Source organism: Herbiconiux solani NBRC 106740 (assembly GCF_001571005.1).
Lineage (GTDB): Bacteria > Actinomycetota > Actinomycetes > Actinomycetales > Microbacteriaceae > Herbiconiux > Herbiconiux solani.
In genome coordinates this window covers 25043-43214 of the sequence record NZ_BCST01000009.1, presented here as the reverse complement: position 1 = coordinate 43214, position 18172 = coordinate 25043, and the positions used below count along the sequence as shown (strand labels likewise).

Annotated in this window: 11 protein-coding genes; 2 read left to right on the top strand and 9 right to left on the bottom strand. The window is 71.2% G+C overall.

The genetic code is table 11. The annotated features are described in order from the left end of the window. Window position 1: 1 nt before the first annotated feature. Genes HSO01S_RS16010 through HSO01S_RS15985 form a run of 6 tightly spaced genes read right to left on the bottom strand, consistent with a single transcriptional unit; the run spans window position 2 to window position 13162 of the window. Window positions 2–868, bottom strand: a complete 867-nt coding sequence (locus HSO01S_RS16010) for a PP2C family protein-serine/threonine phosphatase (RefSeq protein WP_066043316.1) — start codon at window positions 866–868, stop codon at window positions 2–4. Next, on the bottom strand, window positions 865–2418 hold the full coding sequence (locus HSO01S_RS16005) for an RDD family protein (protein WP_169799997.1): 1554 nt from the start codon (window positions 2416–2418) through the stop codon (window positions 865–867). The genes HSO01S_RS16010 and HSO01S_RS16005 overlap by 4 nt, the downstream gene beginning before the upstream one ends. Beyond that, entirely contained in the window at window positions 2415–4796 is a 2382-nt protein-coding gene (locus HSO01S_RS16000) for a transglutaminase TgpA family protein (protein WP_066043314.1), read from the bottom strand. The genes HSO01S_RS16005 and HSO01S_RS16000 overlap by 4 nt, the downstream gene beginning before the upstream one ends. Continuing rightward, window positions 4796–6091, bottom strand: a complete 1296-nt coding sequence (locus HSO01S_RS15995; RefSeq protein ID WP_245636037.1) for a DUF58 domain-containing protein — start codon at window positions 6089–6091, stop codon at window positions 4796–4798. The genes HSO01S_RS16000 and HSO01S_RS15995 overlap by 1 nt, the downstream gene beginning before the upstream one ends. Beyond that, the gene (locus tag HSO01S_RS15990; protein ID WP_066043312.1) at window positions 6088–7062 is read right to left on the bottom strand and encodes an AAA family ATPase; all 975 of its coding nucleotides are present in this window, start codon (window positions 7060–7062) and stop codon (window positions 6088–6090) included. The genes HSO01S_RS15995 and HSO01S_RS15990 overlap by 4 nt, the downstream gene beginning before the upstream one ends. Before the next feature lie 16 nt (window positions 7063–7078). Then, window positions 7079–13162 carry an Ig-like domain-containing protein gene (locus HSO01S_RS15985; RefSeq protein WP_066043311.1) on the bottom strand — a complete coding sequence of 2028 codons (6084 nt, stop codon included), beginning with the start codon at window positions 13160–13162 and terminating at the stop codon, window positions 7079–7081. 263 nt (window positions 13163–13425) lie between these two features. Between HSO01S_RS15985 and HSO01S_RS15980 the strand changes: the two genes are divergently transcribed. Together HSO01S_RS15980 and HSO01S_RS15975 are read left to right on the top strand one after the other, a co-directional pair. After that, window positions 13426–14343, top strand: coding sequence for a M15 family metallopeptidase (locus tag HSO01S_RS15980; protein WP_157079118.1), 918 nt, complete (start codon window positions 13426–13428; stop codon window positions 14341–14343). A 97-nt stretch (window positions 14344–14440) separates the two neighbouring features. Continuing rightward, window positions 14441–15331, top strand: coding sequence for an amidase domain-containing protein (locus tag HSO01S_RS15975; RefSeq protein WP_066043309.1), 891 nt, complete (start codon window positions 14441–14443; stop codon window positions 15329–15331). A 101-nt stretch (window positions 15332–15432) separates the two neighbouring features. On the opposite strand, the gene HSO01S_RS15970 is transcribed toward HSO01S_RS15975, so the two are convergent. The 3 genes from HSO01S_RS15970 to HSO01S_RS15960 are packed head-to-tail and all read right to left on the bottom strand — an operon-like array spanning window position 15433 to window position 18168. Further along, window positions 15433–16890: an amidohydrolase family protein gene (locus tag HSO01S_RS15970; RefSeq protein WP_066043308.1), complete on the bottom strand. Its 1458-nt coding sequence runs from the start codon at window positions 16888–16890 to the stop codon at window positions 15433–15435. Between the two features lie 43 nt (window positions 16891–16933). After that, on the bottom strand, window positions 16934–17308 hold the full coding sequence (locus HSO01S_RS15965; protein WP_066043307.1) for a hypothetical protein: 375 nt from the start codon (window positions 17306–17308) through the stop codon (window positions 16934–16936). After that, on the bottom strand, window positions 17305–18168 hold the full coding sequence (locus HSO01S_RS15960; RefSeq protein ID WP_066043306.1) for a DODA-type extradiol aromatic ring-opening family dioxygenase: 864 nt from the start codon (window positions 18166–18168) through the stop codon (window positions 17305–17307). Before HSO01S_RS15960 ends, HSO01S_RS15965 begins: the two co-directional genes overlap by 4 nt. Window positions 18169–18172 lie beyond the last annotated feature (4 nt).

Sequence of the window (18172 nt, the reverse complement as noted above, 5' to 3'; positions counted from 1 at the left end):
CTCAGTTCCTTCCGCCGACTTCGACCGGGCCGCGAGGGATCGTGTCCTCGTCGTTCCGGTCTCCGTCCCGACTGTCGTCCCCGGCCGGCCCGGTCGCCGCGTGCTCGGCCGAGACCGAGTCGAACGCGTCGACGACGACCGCCGTCAGGTTGTCCCGGCCCCCGCGCAGCAGGCCCTCGTGCACGAGCCGGGTGGCCGCATCCTGAGCCTGCCGCTCCTCGTCGAGCACCTGGGCGATGACCTCGTCGTCGACCTCGCCCGAGACGCCGTCCGAGCAGATCAGGATGCGGTCGCCGGGCTCGACCGGCACCAGCCAGTAGTCGGGCTGGTACTGGCCGCCGGCGCCGAGCGCACGGGTGATGACGTTGCGGCCCGGGTGGGTCGCGGCGGCCGCACGGTCGAGCTCGCCCTCGTCGAGGAGTTCCTGCACGACCGAGTGGTCGACGCTGATCTGCTCGAGCTCGCCGCCCGCCCAGCGGTAGGTGCGCGAGTCGCCGAGGTTGAAGACGAGCCAGTAGGCGCGCCCTTCCTGCTGGGCGACGGCGACGCCGGAGACGGTCGTCCCGGCCCTCCGTGGCCCGGCGTGCGCCAGGTCGGTGATGGCCGTGTAGGCGCGGTCGAAGGCGGCGCGGATGTCGCTCGGCTCGAGCGAGGCCGGGCCCTCCAGGCTCGAGAACGCCTCGACGGCGAGTGCGCTCGCGACCTCGCCGGCCTCGTGCCCGCCCATCCCGTCGGCGACGAGGAAGATCGGGGGCGCGGCGAAGAACGCGTCCTCGTTGGCGCGGCGGCGGAGCCCGGTGTGCGTCTCGCTGCCGACGCGAAGGCGGAGGTCGGCGTAGCGGACGCCGTCGGCCGGTTCGCCGCTCATGCCCCGCCCTCCACGGTGATCAGGCGGGTTCCGACGCGGATGCGATCGCCGCGGGCGACCGTGAAGCGCTGGCCGGGGAGCAGCGGCAGTTCGACGCCGTCGCCGCGGAGCAGTACCGAGCCGTTGGTCGAGCCGCGGTCGCTCACCCACACGCGGCCGGCTTCGAGACCGAACTCCAGGTGCGTCTTCGAGATCGACAGCGTGTCGCCGGGCAGGGTGAACAGCAGGTCGGCGGGGTCGCCGGCGGGGGAGACCGGAGCGCGGCCGAGCACGCCGTGCCCGGTGATCGGCACGATCTGCCCCGAGTCGAGCCGGAAGGCGGTGGTGCCCGGGGGCACGGCAGGGCCGGGCGTCGACAGGCGGGTGCTCTCGGCGTCGTCGAATCCGAGCCCGAGCTCGTCGGCGGGGCCGGCGGCAGGAGCGGCACCACGGCCGCCCGCCTCCGCGGTCGCGAGCTCGGCGGGCGTGATCACCGGGGCCGAGAACCCGGGGATCATCGAGATCGGCTCGGCCAGCGGCGCGAGCGGGGCGGCGGCACCGCCGGGCGCGGGCGCGAACGACGGCGCGGAGGGAGCAGAAGGCGCCGAAGGTGCGGGCGGCGCGAGCGGTCCCTGCACTCCGTCCTGCGACGGGCTGCCGGATGCCGGAGCCCCGGTGGGCGCCGGTGCGACGACCCCGGAGAACGGTCCGGAGCCCTGCCCGGCCGTGAGGTAGGCGCCCGGAACCGGCGGCCCGGCGTACTGCCCGTCATCCGGACCACCCGCCTGACCGGAACCGGCCTGACCGGCACCCGCACGCCCGGCAGCGGCCTCGCGCGACGGCGGCGCATCCACCACGACCTGCCCGGGAGCGGCCGTCAGCGGGTTGGCCCCCGCCTTGACGTCGATCACCCAGGTGCCGGCGATCCGGTCGTGCCAGCCGCGGCTGAGGCCGGTCGCGTCCCAGAGCGGCGACAGCCAGACGACGAGCTGGCCGAGGCCGAAGACGAGGGATGCGGCCCAGACGATCAGTCCGCGCAGCAGCATCCGGCCGAGACCGGGACGGGTCAGGGTCTCGAACCGCACGATCCGGAGGCCCATGATCGCCTTGCCCGGCGAGAAGCCGAGGAACGACTGGAGGAACAGGTTCGCCAGCGGGTAGAGCAGGGCCGCGAGGAGCAGCAGCACCGCGCTCAGGCCCGAGACCGAGACGACGCCCCCGGTCACCTGCAGCCGCACGGGGCCGGCCGCCGACAGCGGCAGCACGATCAGCAGCCAGAGCGCCCCGGAGAACACGCCGTCCAGGAGGAAGGCGAAGACCCGGCGACCGTAGTTCGCACGGATCAGTTCGCTCCGGCGGATGGGCGTGAGCGCGGGCGCCGGCTTCCAGGAGGCCCCGGTCGCGCTGCCCGAGCCCGAGCCGTGCCCGGCGCCGGGGGCGGCACCTGCGGCCGTGCCGAGCGCCGCCGCCTGGCTCCGCGAGGAGACGGGCGTGCCGCAGACCAGGCAGAACTGGGCGTTGCGGGGCACCGGGGATCCGCACTGCACGCACGGGTACGTGGCATCCGTCATCGTCGATCTCCCCCTCGTCCGGTCGGCCGTGCCTGATCGGGTCCGCGCCGGCGCGGGGTGCCCGATCGCCGGAAGAACGACCGCACCGACCATCCTGCCCGAACCCGCTGCCACCAGGAGCGCGACTTCGTCATCTGGGCGACGACCAGGTCGACCTCGGTCCAGTACTCGTCGATCTGCTCAGGAGACGGGTCGCCCGGGCCGAACACGCCCGTGTCGGCCTTCGTCGCCACCTCGAGCACGGGAGCCGCCGGGTACGCCTCGGCCAGCACCCGGGCGTTGTCGCGCCGGGTCGAGCCGCGCGGCACCGGGGTGCCCAGGTCGCCGGCGCGGTCGACGATCTCGTCCCAGCCGCCGCTGACGCGGTCGGCGGGCCGTTCGGCGAGCCTCCGGCGCTTCCTCCGGCGCAGCTTCAGCAGGGCGATCACGAGCAGGGGGCCGAACACGAGGATCAGCAGGGCCAGGATGCCGCCGCCGATCAGCGCGACGATCAGGAAATCGAAGCCGTCGCCCTTGACCTCGTCCTGCTGGGTGTCCTCGGTGCGGATGTCCGGGGGCAGCTCCGCGGGCGCCTGCGGCGGGGGCGGGGGCTGCAGCACCTGGGCCTTGGGGTCGGACTTCGGCTTCGGAGCCTCCTCGAGCGGGATCTGGTCCTGCGGCGGGGTGGGGTCGAACGCGACCCAGCCGGCGCCTTCGAAGGGCACCTCGACCCACGCGTGCAGGTCGTCGCCGGTGAGGCCCTGCACCGCATCCTGCCCGGCCCAGTCCTTGGGGTAAAAGCCCATCACGACGCGGGCGGGGATGCCGACCGAGCGCGCCATCAGCGCCATCGCCACGGCGTACTGCTCGTCGTCGCCCACCATCTGGTCGGCCGAGACGAGGGCCGCGATGCGCTCGGCGCCGTGGCCGGCGCGGGAGACCGCCTCGCCCTCGAGGCCGTGGCTGAAGAAGCCGTTCTGGCTGAGGCCGTTGGCGAGGTTCCGCACCTCTTCGATCGGGGTGTCGGCCTCGCCGAGGTACTCGGTGGCGAGCGCGGCGATGTCGTCGGGCACGCCCGTGGCGCGGGGCAGGGCGACCGAGCTGATCGCCCGGTTCGAGAGCTGCTCGTCGTTGAAGGTGGGCGGGATGACGACGTCCATCGAGTAGGAGTCGCCCGGCTGCACGCCCTCGGTGTCGAGCGCGACGCCGGTGGCGGTGTTGTAGTGCAGCGCGCCGCTGAGGTCCTCGGCCCGGTCGCCCGTGAACGAGACCGAGTCCAGGTAGCCGGCGTCCGGCATCCAGACGCCGTTGAGGTCGGTGATCGAGAAATCGAGGGTGGCGGGGGTGCCGGTCACCGGGTTCGAGATCTCGTTGGCGACCCGCACGAAGGTGCCGGAGCCGGAGGATCCGTCGCCGGCCACGTTGTAGACGATGCCGTCGTAGGTGTCGAGGGTCGCCAGCCGCACGCGGGCGCCGTCGGGCAGCCCCTGCACGGTGAAGAGCGTGTCCTCCTTGTGGTCGCGCACGTAGCTGCGGAAGCCGACCAGCGGGCTCGCGTAGTCGTGGAGGTCGAGCGGCGGCACGATCTGGTCGCGGATCACCTCGCGCGCCGAGGCGGGCACCAGGATGCCGCCGGTCACCAGGCCGATGCCGAGCGCGGCGACGACCAGACCGGCGGCGGTGGCGAGCCGCGTGGTCCGCAGCCGCCGGGCGGTCTCGGGGTCGACAGAGCTCGACGACGACGAGGAGAGCGTCGTCCCGGCCGCCGCCGCCACCCGGGCCTCGTGCCGGCGCCAGGCGGCCCAGGCCAGCCCGATGCCGGCGATGAGGATGCCCTGCACGAGCGGGAACGCCGCCTCGCGCGTGCCGAAGGCGATCGCGGTGACGAACAGGGCGAGCACCGGCAGGAGCGCCCAGAGCACCCGCTGGCCGCGGAAGCGCGTGGCGAAGCTCACCGCGAGCACCGAGGTCAGCAGCGAGGAGAGGAAGGGCACCACGAGCACGCCGTCGAACTGGCCGACCGGGGTGACCAGGGTCAGCACGTCCTTCCAGGAGAAGACGATGCCGAGCACGAGGGTGCGGAGCGTGTCGAAGGTCGGGATGACACCGATGATCGTGGTGTCAGGCGCGGCCAGCGCCCCGCCGAACAGCAGGTACACGACGATCGTGACGGCGGCGATGACGACGATGTTCCACGACAGCCGCCATCCGGCCAGCCCGATCAGGCTGCCGAGCACGATGCCGCCGACCGCGGCGACCAGATAGCCGACACCGCCGAACGCGGGGCCGAGGCTCAGGATGCCGATGAACATCAGCGCCGCGAGCACGAGGGCGTCCGCGGCGACCGCCCAGAGCGGGCGGGAACCCGCGGGGAGCGGGGGGAGAAGGGGGGTGCTCATTAGCTGTTCGCCCTCCGGAGCGCCAGGGGGAGCTCGGAAAGCTCGCCGATCGTGAGCAGGGCGATGTCGCCGAGCTGGCGGAGCGAGACCGAGGCGCCCGGCTTCGAGGCGATCGCGATCACGCGCACGCCGAGGGGGATGTGGACGCTCGCGGACTGCAGCTGGGTCGGGGTGACGGCGCTGCCGAAGAGCAGGAACGCGACCGAGGCCTGCGGCACCGCGGTGCCCGTGGTCTTGGCGAGCTGGACGACGGTCTCCCGGCGCTCGGTCTGCTCCACACCCGAGAGGCCGTCGAGCAGCAGCCGCCCGGTCTCGGTGTGGAAGGTGCTGGTCTGGGTGAGCACGGTGAGGTCGCGCTCCTCGACGAGCGCCTGCACGCCGAGCGATCCGCAGACCGAGACGGCGAGCTCGAACTCGGCCTCTCCGGCCTCGCCGGCCGCGTAGTCCGACCGGTTGGTCGAGAGGGCGATCGCGAGGTGCGAGCGCCGGGTCTCCTCGAACTGGCGCACCATGAGCTTGCCGGTGCGGGCCGAGGTCTTCCAGTGGATGTAGCGGCGGTCGTCGCCCGGCACGTATTCGCGGAGCGCGTGGAACGAGACGTCGTTGTCCGAGAGAATCCGGCTCTCGACGCCCTCGAGGTCGCGGAGGAAGCCCGAGGAGGAGCCGCCGAGCGAGATGGTCTTCGGATGCACGTAGAGGTCGGTCGGGTCGGTCCAGAGGATCTCGCGCCGCATCAGCCCGAGCGGGTCGCCGCGCACCGAGCGGACGGGCCCGACCACGATCACCGCGCGGCGGTGGGTCGGGATGCCGAACAGGTCGTCGTGCTCGGCCTGCGGGGCCAGGCGCGGCAGGTGGAACGAGGCGTACGAGGAACCGACGGGCAGCTCGATGCGGGCGGGGAGGAGGGAGCGCGTGGAGGTGTTCGTGACCGCGATGCGGCCCACGGCACGCTCGCCGACGACGACCCGGTTGAGGGCGAGGTCCAGGCGCACGGCGTACGCCGAGCGGCCGATCGCGAAGCCCACGGCGATCACCAGCGCGGCCAGCAGCGCGAAGCCGATGACCAGCAGTTCACGCCAGCCGAGCACGGCTCCGGCGACGATCGCGGCGATCGTGGTCGCGAGCACCGCCCAGCCGAAGCCCGACACCGTCAGCACGACCGGGCCGGCGACTCCCCAGACCGTCTTCCAGGCGGTACCTGCGCCGTCCGCCACGACCGGCCAGCCCTTCTCGGACAGCCAGCGCACCGGAGGCGTGCGGGCGACCGCGCGCATCCTCTCCTCGACCCGGCTCATGCAGCGGGTTGCCTCGACTGCGGAGCCGCGACGTCGGCGAGCACGCGGGCCAGGATGCCCTCGGCGCTCGCGCCGGAGAACTCGGCCTCGGCGTCGAGCACGAACCGGTGGGTCCAGACCGGGCCGGCCAGCTCGCGGATGTCGTCCGGCAGCACGTAGTGCCGCCCCTGCGCCGCGGCCCAGACCTTCGAGGCACGGATCAGCGCCATCGCGCCACGGACCGAGACGCCCAGGCGCGACTCCGGGGCCGCGCGGGTCTCCTCGGCCAGCTGCGCGGTGTAGCGCAGGATGGCCGGGTCGACGTGCACGGTCGCCGCGAGATCGGCCATGTCGGCCACGGCCGAGGTCGTGATCACGGGCGAGAGCGCCGACGAGGGGTTGCGGTTCGCCGAGCCGGCGAGGATCTGCTCGGCCGAGGCCAGGTCGGGGTAGCCGATGCTGGTCTTGATCAGGAAGCGGTCCAGCTGCGCCTCGGGGAGACGGTAGGTGCCGGCCTGCTCGATCGGGTTCTGGGTCGCGATCACGAGGAACGGGCGGCCGACCTCGTGGGCCACGCCGTCCACCGAGACGCGCGACTCCTCCATGACCTCCAGGAGTGCCGACTGCGTCTTCGGGCTCGCGCGGTTGATCTCGTCCGCCAGCACGATCGACGCGAAGATCGGGCCCTTGTGGAAGTCGAACTTCCGGGTGTCCTGGTCGTAGATCGTGACGCCGGTGACGTCGGAGGGCAGCAGGTCGGGCGTGAACTGGATGCGCTGGTGCGTTCCCTGCACGGTCGCCGCGATCGCCTTCGCGAGGCTGGTCTTGCCCGTTCCCGGAGCATCCTCGAGCAGCACGTGGCCCTCGGAGATCATCGCCATCATGGTCAGCCGCACCACGTGGTCCTTGCCGAGGACGGCGAGGCCGACGTTCTGCACGAGCCGATCGAAGGTGCCGGCGAACCAGGTCGCCTGCTCGGGGGTCATTGTCATCGGTTGCCTCTCGTCACTACCAGTTGATCCTGTTCGATTCGGTGCCGCCGTTGGCGGTACCCGGCCCGGTGATGGTGATCCAGACCTGGGTGCCGTTGTAGCCGTAGAACGACTCGTTGTTACGGGTGTGGGTGGTGCCGTTCGCGGTGAACGAGACCGAGTTCCACTCGCCGTCCCGGCTGGACATGTAGTGCAGGACGTAGTTGCCGCCCGGCACGAGACCCGACCAGGTGCCGTTCACGTACGCGCACCCGGAGGTGACGCACTGCGGCGGCTTGTAGACGTTGCTGCCCTTCGAGGCCGACCCCGAGACGCTCGGCGGCTCGGCGCCGGAGCTCGCGCTGGCGGAGTTCTGCGACTTCCCGCCCTCGGAGTCCTGCACGTCCACCACGATCGTGTGGCTCTGGGAGTACCCGTTGCCCACCTCGCGGGAGCCGCTGCCGTTGACCTGCTCGCGGGCGCCGTCGATCGTGATCCACATCGTGTACGGGCGGCCGTTCGTCGGCGGCGCGGTCCAGCTCACGGTGACGCTCTTCGCGTTGCCCGTGGCACCGGCTCCCGGCTGGTTCGGCGGCCCGTACGGGTTCGCCGCGGTCGAGGTGCCGTGCGCGCCCTGGCTCACGCCTTCGACGGTCGACACGCCCCAGACGTCGACGGTGTAGTCGGTGCCGTTCGACAGGCCGCCGATCGGGCCGCCCCCCTTCGGGATCGAGCCGGTGGCGCCGGTCTGGTTCACCTTGTACCGGTAGCTCACCTCGCCGTCCTTGCTGCCGTTGGTGGCGCCGGGGGTGAACGCGACCGTGATGGTCCCGTTCGCTCCGGTGGGCGCCGCGGTCACGCCCGTGGGGGCCGACGGCGGCACGGCGGCACGACGGCCGCTCGACGGCGCGCTGTAGGGCGAGTCGCCGGCCTTGTTGTGGGCGAGCACCTGGAAGGTGTAGTCGGTCTCGTTCACGGCGACCACCGCGTTGGCGGTCGTGCCGGTCACCTGCTGCGTGTTCACCACGGTGCCGCCGCGGAGGGTCTGCAGCATGTAGTACGCCACGGCGTCGCCGTTCGCGGCCGGTGCGTTCCAGGAGACCGCGATCTGCGCCTCGCTGCCGACGGGCTGCGCCGGCGTCGTGGTCGGCGCGCCGGGGGTCGCCGGGACTCCAGCGGGGATCTCGGCGACCGAGAAGGCGCTGAAGTCCGAGGGCTCCGGGGCCTTGTTCACGGCCTGCACCCGCACGGTGTACGAGGTTCCGTTGGCCAGTCCGTCCCAGATCAGCGAGTTGCCGCTGACGCCGTACCGGGAGGCCGCGCCGCGCTCGGGGGCGGGCGAGATCTCGAGGTTGTACGCCGTCACGGCCGAGCCGTGCGTGGGCGGGGTGACCCAGTTCACGGTGAGGCTCTTGTCGCCGAACACGAGGGTCGGCGGCTGCGGCTGGTCGGGGCGCGCATCCGGGCGGGCGACGCCCGACGAGGGCGACGCATCCGAGGTGCCGACCGAGTTCGTGGCGGTCACCGTGAAGGTGTACTCCACGTCGTTCGTCAGCCCGTCGAGCGTGCAGGTCGTCGAGACGCACTGCTTCGAGTAGCCCTGCGGGCTCGACACCGTGTACGCGGTGATCTCGGCGCCGTTGTTGACCGGCGGGGTCCAGGAGAGCACGACCGTGCGGTCCTGGATGCTCGTCACCGTCGGGGTCGCCGGGGTGTCCGGCCGGCCCTGCACCGTGAGCCGCACCCGGGCCTCGGCCACGCGCTCGGGGTCGCCGGTGGCATCCTGCACCGCATACCGCACGACCATCGTGCCGACGAAGTCGCCGGCCGGCGTCACATTGATCGAACCGCCGTCGATGTCGGCGCTTCCGGTGCCGGTCTCGACGGTCGCCGTCGTGATGGTGAGCGGGGTCTCCGGGAACGGGTTGTAGTCGTTGCCGAGCACCGGCACCGAGACGGTCTTGCCCTGGTCGGCCTTCGGCACCACGTCGTCGGTGGCCGACGGCGGGTTGCGGGTGGTCGACTGCACGTTCACGGTGACCACGCCCCGCACCGGGGTGTTCACGCCGTCGGAGATGTCGATCTCGAGCGGCGAGGATGCCCGCGGCGCGTCGGCCGCGGCCGTCACCACCAGCACCGAGCCGTCGAGCTTGGCCGAGACGCCCTGCGGGGCCTGGCCGGCGATCGCGAAGGTCAGCGCCGCGAGGTCGCCCTCGTCGGGGTCGACCGAGTTGGCGCGCAGGTCGACTCGGCCCTCACCGTCACCCGCGGCCACGTCGACGCTCGCGCCGACGAAGCTGGGCGGCGTGTTGTAGTCGGAGATGACCGTGATCGGGATGACGAGGTTCGCCTTCTTGCCGTTCGGGTCGTCGACGCTGGTGCCGTCGGTGACCTCGAAGCTCAGCGCATCCGGCCCGTCGTAGCGGGGCTTGGGCGTGTAGCGCATCGTGTTCTCGTCGACCAGCAGCGGGTCGCCGTTGGCGTTCGAGGCGCGCACCTTGTCGGCCTCGGTGAGCCGGGGGGTCTTGCCCTCGGCCACGAGCACGTAGTCGCTCAGCTCGATGTCGACGGTCTCGCCGTCGTGCACGACGATCGGCTCGATGCCGGGCTTGAGCACGGGCGGCAGGTCGTCCAGGCCCGGGACGAAGACGAAGGCCGAGGCCTGAAGGCCGTCCTGGTCCGTCACCGTGTACGTCACGATCTGCGGGGTCGGCAGCAGGGTGATCCGCAGCAGCCCCTCGCCCAGCGACACGGCGGCGGGGTCGGCCGAGGAGACCGTGAGGCCCTCGATCGTGCCGTCCGGGTCGTCGTCGTTCTCGCGCACGTTCACGTCGGTGTAGGGGCGGTCGATCACGTCGGTGACCTTCACGATGTCGTCGCGGGCGATCGGCGTCGCGAGCGGGGCGTCCGGGCTCACCTGCACGAGCAGGGCGCCGGTCGCGGGGGCGCCCCAGCGGTCGACGATCGTGTACTGGAGCGTGTAGTCGCCGGGCTCGTCCGGAGCGGTGACCATGACGCGGCCGCCCTCGACCGAGGCGTCGACGCCCTCGGGCACCTCGAGGCCGTCGCCGATGATCGACAGCGGGTCGCCGTCGGGGTCGGTGTCGTTCGACATGACGTCGACGGCGAGGGTGCGGCCCGGGCGGGCCGAGACGGTGTCCTTCACCGCGTACGGCGGCTGGTTGGCCTCGCTCGCCGGGATGATGCCGACCAGCACGGTGGCGGTGGCCGTGGCACCCAGCTTGTCGCGCACGGTGTAGGTGAAGGTGTCGGTGCCGACCGAGTCGGGGTAGGCCTCGTAGACCAGCCAGGCCTCGCCGACCTCGGTGATCCGGCCCTTCTGCGGGGCGGAGTTCTGCCCGACGAGGGTGACCGAGTCGCCGTCGGGGTCGATGCCGTCGAGCGGGATCGGGATGCGGACGCTGGTGGCCTGCAGGGCCCGGATCGTCACGTCCTGCGGGCGCGGCGGCGAGTTGGTGCCGGCGTCCGGGGCGACGATGCGGATGGTGATGTACCCGGCATCCTTCTGATTCTGCGAGTCGACGACCTGGTAGGTCGCGTAGACAGTCTTGGGGGTCGGGCCGGCCTTGAACCGCACGACGTTCTCGCTGATGAAGATCTCGCCGTCGGCCGGGTCGACCAGCGGGTCGATCAGGGTGTCGGAGAGCGTGATCGTGTCGCCGTTGGGGTGATAGTCGTTCGCCAGCACCGGGATCGTCACGACGTCACCCGCACGCACGGTGACCTCGTCGTCGACGGCCACCGGGGGCAGCAGTCGCTCGGGCGCCGGGATGGGGGTGATGAACACCTCGCCGCGGGCCGAGGCCACACCGTTCGAGACGGTGTACGTGATGGTGATCGGCTGGGTCAGGCCCGGCCGGTCGGCGATGCGGATGATCTCGTGCTCGAGCACCTCGACGGTCACGCCGGAGTCGGCCGGCACCTGCACCGACTGCACGGCGAGGATGCCGCCGTTCGGGTCGGTGTCGTTGGCCAGCACGTTGACGAGCGTCTCGCGCCCGGCCGGGAGCTGGGCGGTGTCGCGGACGGCGATCGGCGCCAGGTCGCTGTTGTCACGCTCGACCACGGTGACGCGGACGAGGCCGCCGGCCGTCTTCGGGCCGTCGGAGACGAGGTAGGGCACGTAGTAGGTGCCCGCGGCCGCGGCGGTGAAGCCGAAGGTGCCCGACGTGTAGTCGGGCTCGAGCAGAACGCCCGGCACCTCGTTCACCTTCGCGAGGCGGAGCGGTGCGCCCGAGGGGCTCAGGTCGTTGTCGAGCGGCGAGACGGTCACGCGCTCGCCGACGGTGGTGACCACGTAGTCGGGGTTCGTGACGGGCGCGAGGGTCCCGGTGTCGCGCACCTGGAAGCGGATGGTGCCCTCGGTGACGTCGCGGCCGTCGGAGACCGTGACGGTCACTTCCTTCGGCCCGGTGTTCGGGTCGATGCTGGTGAAGGTGATCTCTCCGTCGGGCCGGTACTGCACCTGGTCGGCGGTGCCGGAGGAGGCGCCCACGACATAGAGGTCGTCCCCGTCGGGGTCGCCGAAGTCGGGGAGGATGTTGTGCTTCACGGTCGCACCGAGCTCGACCAGCACGTCAGAGACGCGTTTCTGGGTCGGGGCGGAGTTCTGCTCGGGGCTCCGCACGGTGAGCGAGACGGTGGCGTCGTCGGTGCCGCCCCGGCCGTCGTCGGCCTGGTAGGTGAAGTTGGCGCTGCCCGTCGCATCCGGTGACACGACGATCTGCAGGGCGACGCCGTTCAGGATGCGCTGCACCTGGCCGATCGAGGGCTGGTTGCTCTTGAGGGAGGCGGTGAGCACGTCGCCGTCGGGGTCGCTGTCGTTCTCCAGCACCGGCAGGATGACGGTGCGGCCCGGCCGCACGCCGTACTGGTCGTCGACCGCGGTCGGGGGGGTGTTCTCCTCGGTGCGGTCCGGGAGCAGCACCTGGAGCTCCTCCTGGGTGCTGTCCTCCTCCTCGTCCGAGTCGCTCTGCTCGGGCGGGGGAGCGATGTCGTCCCAGTTGTCGACCTTCTTCATGTCCTGGTTCACCAGGTAGACGACTCCGGTCGAGAGGTCGTTCAGCACGACGACGTCGCGGTTCACCCGGAACTTGAGCTGCGCGTTGGCGGCGAGTCCGTCGATGGTCGACTCGACGTCGTTCTGGTCGCCGGAGCAGTCACGCAGGTAGGTGCCGGAGCCCGACCAGGCCGCGTAGGCGCATCCGTTCAGGAACACGGGAGCAGCGGGGGTGCCCGGCTCGCCCGAGGTGCTGATCACCGTGGGGTCGCCGCCTGCGAGGGGCTGGCGGATGAGGGCAGTGGCGGTGGAGACGAGCACGTCGGAGGAGGCGGGCCCGGAGTCCTGCACGACACCGCCCTTGGCCTCGGGGATCACGGCGGTCGCGCCGCCGGGCAGGTGGAGCGTGCCGGTCGCCGCATCGAAGACCACGGCGTCGTCGCCCACGGTCGTCAGGGTGAGCTGGGCGTCGTCGGCGACCTCGGGGAAGGCGGCCGTCTCGGGCTCCTCGGGGAGGGCGCCCGTCGTCTCGTCGAGCGGGAAGGTCTCGAGCTGGCCGGCCGAGCGGGCGAGGGCGTGCACGTTGCCGTCGACGTCGGCCACGGCGGCGGAGCCCGCGCCGAGGTCGGCGAGCGGCTCGTCGGGGTCGAGCTGCATGGCGCCCGCCTGGTCGGCGGGGCCGGCCCAGAGCTGACCGGTTTCGCGGTCGAGCACCGAGACCGAGCGGCCGCCGAGCGAGACGGACGCCTTCGGCGGCAGGTTGAGGGGGGATTCCAGCGCGACCGTGCGCGGGTTCACGGGTGTGAGCGAGGCGCCGGTGCTGTCCAGCAGCAGCACGGTGTCGCCGCGCTGCAGCACGTCGAAGTCGGTCGAGGAGGTGCGGAGACCGCCGTCGATGACCTGGGCGGGATGGTTCAGGTGCCCGAGCAGCAGGCCGGTGGGCTTCGTCACCCACACGCCGCCGTCGTTCAGATCGACGTCGGCGGTCTTCACGCCTTCGTACACGAATGCCATCGTCGTCACGCCTACGGCGAGCGCGGCGATGGTCGCCACGGATGCGGTCGTCGCTTTATGGCGGCGGATCGCCTGGAACAGCCTCACACGGTCTCCGGATCGTCGAACGGATTCAGAACGCAAACATTCAGAACGGATTCATACGGTGTGGGTAAGACTGGACGGGGTCTGCAGAATCGGGGTGGTCACTGCGAACCGATGGCTCCGACTTTCGGGTGGACGGAGCCCCGCACAGGGGCAATTCAAGCATGATCACCCGGATGCCCCAAATCCCCGGGCACTATTTCGGGGGGTAGAACTCCCCATTGCGCATCCAGGGTCGTCCGGGGGCCGCCCAGTAGGCTGGCCCGGTGTCGAGGACGAGTCAGCGGATGGTGCGCGCGACCGAGCGACGCCGGGCCCGGCGCATCCGTCTCGTCTGGGCCGGAGCGGCCACCCTCGTCGTCGCCGCGCTCGTCGGAGCCGGTTCGCTCGCGGCCGCCGGGGTCTGGGCGCCCGACGCCGGGCCGGACGCCGCGCCCGTCTCCTCCTCCCGCGGACCGGTCACCGATGCCCCTGACCTCCCCGCTCCCTCGTTCACCCCTCAGCCGACGGAGACTCCCGTGCCCGCAACCCCCGAACCCGCCGCCCCGAGCCCGGCCGGGTTCGACCGGTCCGCCAACTCGATCGACGACCCGCTGAGCCCGTGGGTGATCGTGGACAAGCTCCGGCCCGTGCGGGACGGCGCCGACTACTCGCCGCCGGACCTGGTCGATCTCCCCGCCGACATGCCCAACCCGAACGGGTACCAGCTGCGTGACGCGGCGGCGACGGCGCTGGAGGACATGTTCCACGCGGCGAAGAACGAGATCGGGGTGCAGCTCGTGGCCCAGAGCGGCTACCGCTCGTACAGCGTGCAGGTGAAGGCGTACGACTACTACGTCAACTCGCTGGGGGTCGCCGGCGCCGACCTGACGAGCGCACGGCCGGGGTACAGCGAGCACCAGACCGGCTTCGCCATGGACATCCTCGACACGGTCTCGGGATGCTCGACCGATGGCCGCTGCTTCGCCGGCACCGCGGCCTACGCCTGGCTTCAGGCGAACGCCTACCGGTTCGGCTACGTGCTGCGCTACCCGGACGGCGGCACACCGGTGACCGGCTACGAGTTCGAGCCGTGGCACTGGCGCTGGGTCGGGGTTCCGCTCGCGACCGAGCTGCACACCGACGGCATCCCGACGCTCGAGGAGTTCTTCGGGCTGCCGGCGGCGCCCGGTTACGCGGGCTGAGCCGCACCCTACTCCTGAGCCCCTCGACGGCCCAGCCCCCTGTCCCTCATAGAGGGCACAAATGTTCTCGTGGTGACATGGATGCATGCCCCTACGCATGAACCGTGTCACCGCTCTGCTCGCTGCGGCCGCCGCCTCGACGGTCCTCCTGCTCTCCGGCTGCGCGGGGGCCGGCGGCGACTCCGGGTCTGCCGATGCGGCCGGGAGCGCCGAAGAACTCGCCTCCTCCGAGGCATCGGGCGGGGTCTCCACGGTCGACCCGGCGGTCGGCTCCCTCGTCGGCGGCGAGACGGTCACGTTGAGCGGCTTCGGCTTCGAGGGCGTCTCCGACGTGGCCTTCGCCACCGTGCCGGCTCCGGCCTTCTCGGTCGTCGACGACGGCACGCTCACCGTCGTGGCCCCCTCGGCGACCGACTTCATGCCGGCCGAGGTGCCGATCGTCGTGACCCTCGCCGACGGATCGCAGGTGTCGACGGATGCCGCGGGCTACAGCTACGAGATCCAGACCCCGGTCGACGCCCAGATGAACTATGCGTTCACCTACTGGCAGGACTACAACCTCGACGAGTGGGGCGTCTTCAGCGACAACGACTGCGGCAACTTCGTGAACCAGGCCATGCTCGCCCGCGGCTGGGAGCAGAGCGACGACTGGTACAGCGACTACGCAGCGACCGGCGATTACAGCTTCAGCTGGATCCGGGGCAACGAGATGGATGCCTACTACGCCTCCCGCCCCGACACCACGCGGCTCTCGATCGACGAGCGCGACCGCGTGAAGATCGGCGACGTCGTGATGTTCGACTGGGATCCGCAGAACGACAACGGCGTCGACCATACGATGATCGTGTCGAAGGTCACGCCGAACGCCGACGGCACGATCGCCATCGGGATGGTCGGGCACACCCTCGACGCCCAGTACCGCGACCTCGACAACGCCATCACCGTCGAGAAGCCCGGCGGTACCGCCCACTTCTGGTCGATCGACTAGCCCCGCCCCCGCCCCCCGACTGTCCGCGATCCGTCACTTGTTGTCGCTAAACCGACGGGATAGCGACAACAACTGACGGATCGGCGACAGTCGGTCGGGCGCTAGGCCTCCGTGGCGGCGTGCGTCGCCGCGGTGCGGAACTCGGTGTACATGTAGGGGTTGTCGAGCACCTTGGTCTCCGGGATCTCCGGGTTCATCCCGGCGTCCCAGACCGCGTCGCCGAGCTCGCTCTGCAGGTGCTCGACCGTGTCCTCCACGGCGGCCCGGGTCTTCGCGAGGTCGTGACCCACGAGGGATCCCTCGAACTTCACGATCCGTCCGTCGACGAGCACGGTGTGCACATCCGCCCGTCCCACCTGCAGCGCGACGTGCCCGTAGGGGTTCGTGATCGGGAACATCGAGGGCGAGCCGTCGTTCTTCAGCAGCACCAGATCCGCCTTCTTGCCGGCCTCGATGCTGCCGGTCAGCGCATCCAGCCCGAGGGCCTTGGCCCCGCCGCGCGTGGCCCAGTCGACCACGTTCTCGGCGCGCAGGTGCGAGTGCGTGACGGTCTCGCCCTTCTCGTGCGCCTGCACGTGCTCCCACGAGCGGTCGGCGCCGAGGGTCGAGCGCATCGCGGTGAACAGGTCGCTCGAGAACCAGACGCTCGTGTCGACCGAGAGCGACATCGGGATGCCGTGCTCGCGGAGCGCCCACGACGGCGGGTAGCCCTGCCCGCAGCTCTGCTCGCTCTCGGTCGAGAGGGAGACCGAGCCGCCGGTGGCCGCGATCCGCTGGTAGGAGTCGTCGCTGAGCGTCGCGGCGTGCACGTACACCGTCTCGGGCGTCATGAAGCCGTTCTCGTACATCAGGCGGATGCCGTCGTCGTTCGTCGCTCCCCAGACCCCCGCGTGCGTGGTCACCGGCAGGCCGAGCTCGCGAGCGACCTCGAACGCGCCCCGCTCGGGGAACGCGGGGTCGCCGGTCACGTCGAAGGCCAGCTGCATCCGGAGCATGTCCGATCCGGTGTCCGCCCGCTTCACGAACGCGGCGAAGTCGGGGTTCGTCGCCCACTCCCAGGGCGCCCCGAAGATGTTGCCCGGGGCGAAGACGAAGCGTCCGGCCGAGTCGCGCAGCGACTGCAGCGCGGCCTCGGCGTGCTCGATCGTGCGCAGGCCGTGCGACCAGTCGACCGTCGTGGTGACGCCGGCGTCGATGGCGTCCAGGGCCGAGAGCGCGTTGCCCGCGTAGATGTCCTGGGGCCGGAAGTAGGTGCCGTACTCCAGGTAGTACCAGACGAAGTACTGCGTGAGTGTCCAGTCGGCGCCGTAGCCGCGCATCGCGGTCTGCCACATGTGGCGGTGCGTGTCGATCATCCCGGGCATCAGGATGCCGCCGGCCGCGTCGATCTCGAAGGTGCCGTCGGGCACCGCGAGACCCGGGCCGATCGCGGCGATCGCATCACCGATCACGAGCACGTCGCCGTGCCGGATGATCTCGTGCCGGTCGTCCATCGTCAGCACGAGCGCGTCGCGGAAGACGACCGGGCGGTCGTCGGTGGGGAGGGGTGTTTCAGCCATGTTCGGCTCCTTTGCCGGGTGAGAAGAAGGAGAAGCGGGGTGGTCAGAGGGCGACGGTGGGGTAGTCCTTGTCGAGCCAGTGCGAGAGCTTGGCGGCGTACTCGCGCTGGAAGGAGAGCGGTCCGCTCGCGGCGCTGTAGTCGTCGTCGTAGATCGCGATGAAGATCGTGAGGGTCAAGAAGAAGTGGGCCCCGAGCTCGAACAGGGCCACGTAGTCATGCTCGACGAGGGCGGCGCGCTCGGCCTCCGTGAAGTGCAGCCAGCTGGTCGTCTCGACCGAATTGTTGGTGCCGAGCCGCCGGCCGTAGTCGGCCTCCCAGCGCTCGACCAGCGCGGCCGGGTCGGCCTTGTAGGCCGCCAGCAGCCCCGGGTCGCCGTCGACCTGATAGAGGAACTTGTTGACGTAGTAGACGCTCATCGCGGATCCCCTCCCGGGTACCAGGTCATGTACATCTCGCGGGTGTGGAAGAGGTCGAGCTCGTCCACGTAGGAAGCGTCGATGGGTCCGGCGATCCCGAGCATCAGGATGAGGTCCATGAAGCCGTGGGTCGCGTTGCCGGCCCCCGCCATGCTCGCGTGCGTGACGTTCTCGAGGATCGCCTCGATGTCGCCCGAGGCCAGCCAGTCGATCGCCTTGCGGTCGAAAACCGGGTCGGGCCCGGTCTCGCCGAACTGCCGGGGCCCGCCGAGCTCGAGCGAGAGGTGCCCGCTGCCGACGGCCGCGATCTTCTTGTCCGAGGGGTACTCGTCGATGATCGAGCGGATGGCCCGGCCCAGGTCGTAGAAGCGCCTCGGGCTCGGCAGCGGCGGCGCGAAGATGTTCGTGTAGATCGGCACGACCGGCAGGTCGGCGGCGGGTCGCGTCGTGATGATCGGGCAGATGATCGAGTGGTCGATCTTGAGCTCGTGACTGATCGAGAAGTCGAAACCGCGGTCGAGCAAGCCCTGGAACATGAAGCCCGAGAGGTCTTCGTGGCCGTCGAGCAGGTACTTCGGCAGGCCGAACTCGCGCTCCTCGTTGTAGAAGGTGGCGTCGTACTTCGGCTGCTTGCCGATCAGGAAGGTCGGGTAGTTGTCCTGGAAGAACTGGTGGAAGTGGTCGGCGCCGACCATCACCAGGATGTCGGGCTCGGCCGCGGTGAGCGTCTCGCGGTAGGCCTCGACCTTGCTCTTCCACTCGGCGGCCTGGGGCATCCGCTCGTCGGGCGGGGTCAGCTCGGTGGCCTTGAGGAAGAAGGGGTGGTGCGTCGTGGCGAGCACGGCGGCGAGTTCAGCCATGTCG

Excerpts from the sequence above, each read along its gene's own strand:
- HSO01S_RS15990 (WP_066043312.1), bottom strand. The coding sequence starts at position 7,062 with ATGACAATGACCCCCGAGCAGGCGACCTGGTTCGCCGGCACCTTCGAT.
- HSO01S_RS15995 (WP_245636037.1), bottom strand. The coding sequence starts at position 6,091 with ATGAGCCGGGTCGAGGAGAGGATGCGCGCGGTCGCCCGCACGCCTCCG.
- HSO01S_RS15960 (WP_066043306.1), bottom strand. The coding sequence starts at position 18,168 with ATGGCTGAACTCGCCGCCGTGCTCGCCACGACGCACCACCCCTTCTTC.
- HSO01S_RS15970 (WP_066043308.1), bottom strand. The coding sequence starts at position 16,890 with ATGGCTGAAACACCCCTCCCCACCGACGACCGCCCGGTCGTCTTCCGC.
- HSO01S_RS16010 (WP_066043316.1), bottom strand. The coding sequence starts at position 868 with ATGAGCGGCGAACCGGCCGACGGCGTCCGCTACGCCGACCTCCGCCTT.
- HSO01S_RS16005 (WP_169799997.1), bottom strand. The coding sequence starts at position 2,418 with ATGACGGATGCCACGTACCCGTGCGTGCAGTGCGGATCCCCGGTGCCC.
- HSO01S_RS16000 (WP_066043314.1), bottom strand. The coding sequence starts at position 4,796 with ATGAGCACCCCCCTTCTCCCCCCGCTCCCCGCGGGTTCCCGCCCGCTC.
- HSO01S_RS15975 (WP_066043309.1), top strand. The coding sequence starts at position 14,441 with ATGAACCGTGTCACCGCTCTGCTCGCTGCGGCCGCCGCCTCGACGGTC.
- HSO01S_RS15965 (WP_066043307.1), bottom strand. The coding sequence starts at position 17,308 with ATGAGCGTCTACTACGTCAACAAGTTCCTCTATCAGGTCGACGGCGAC.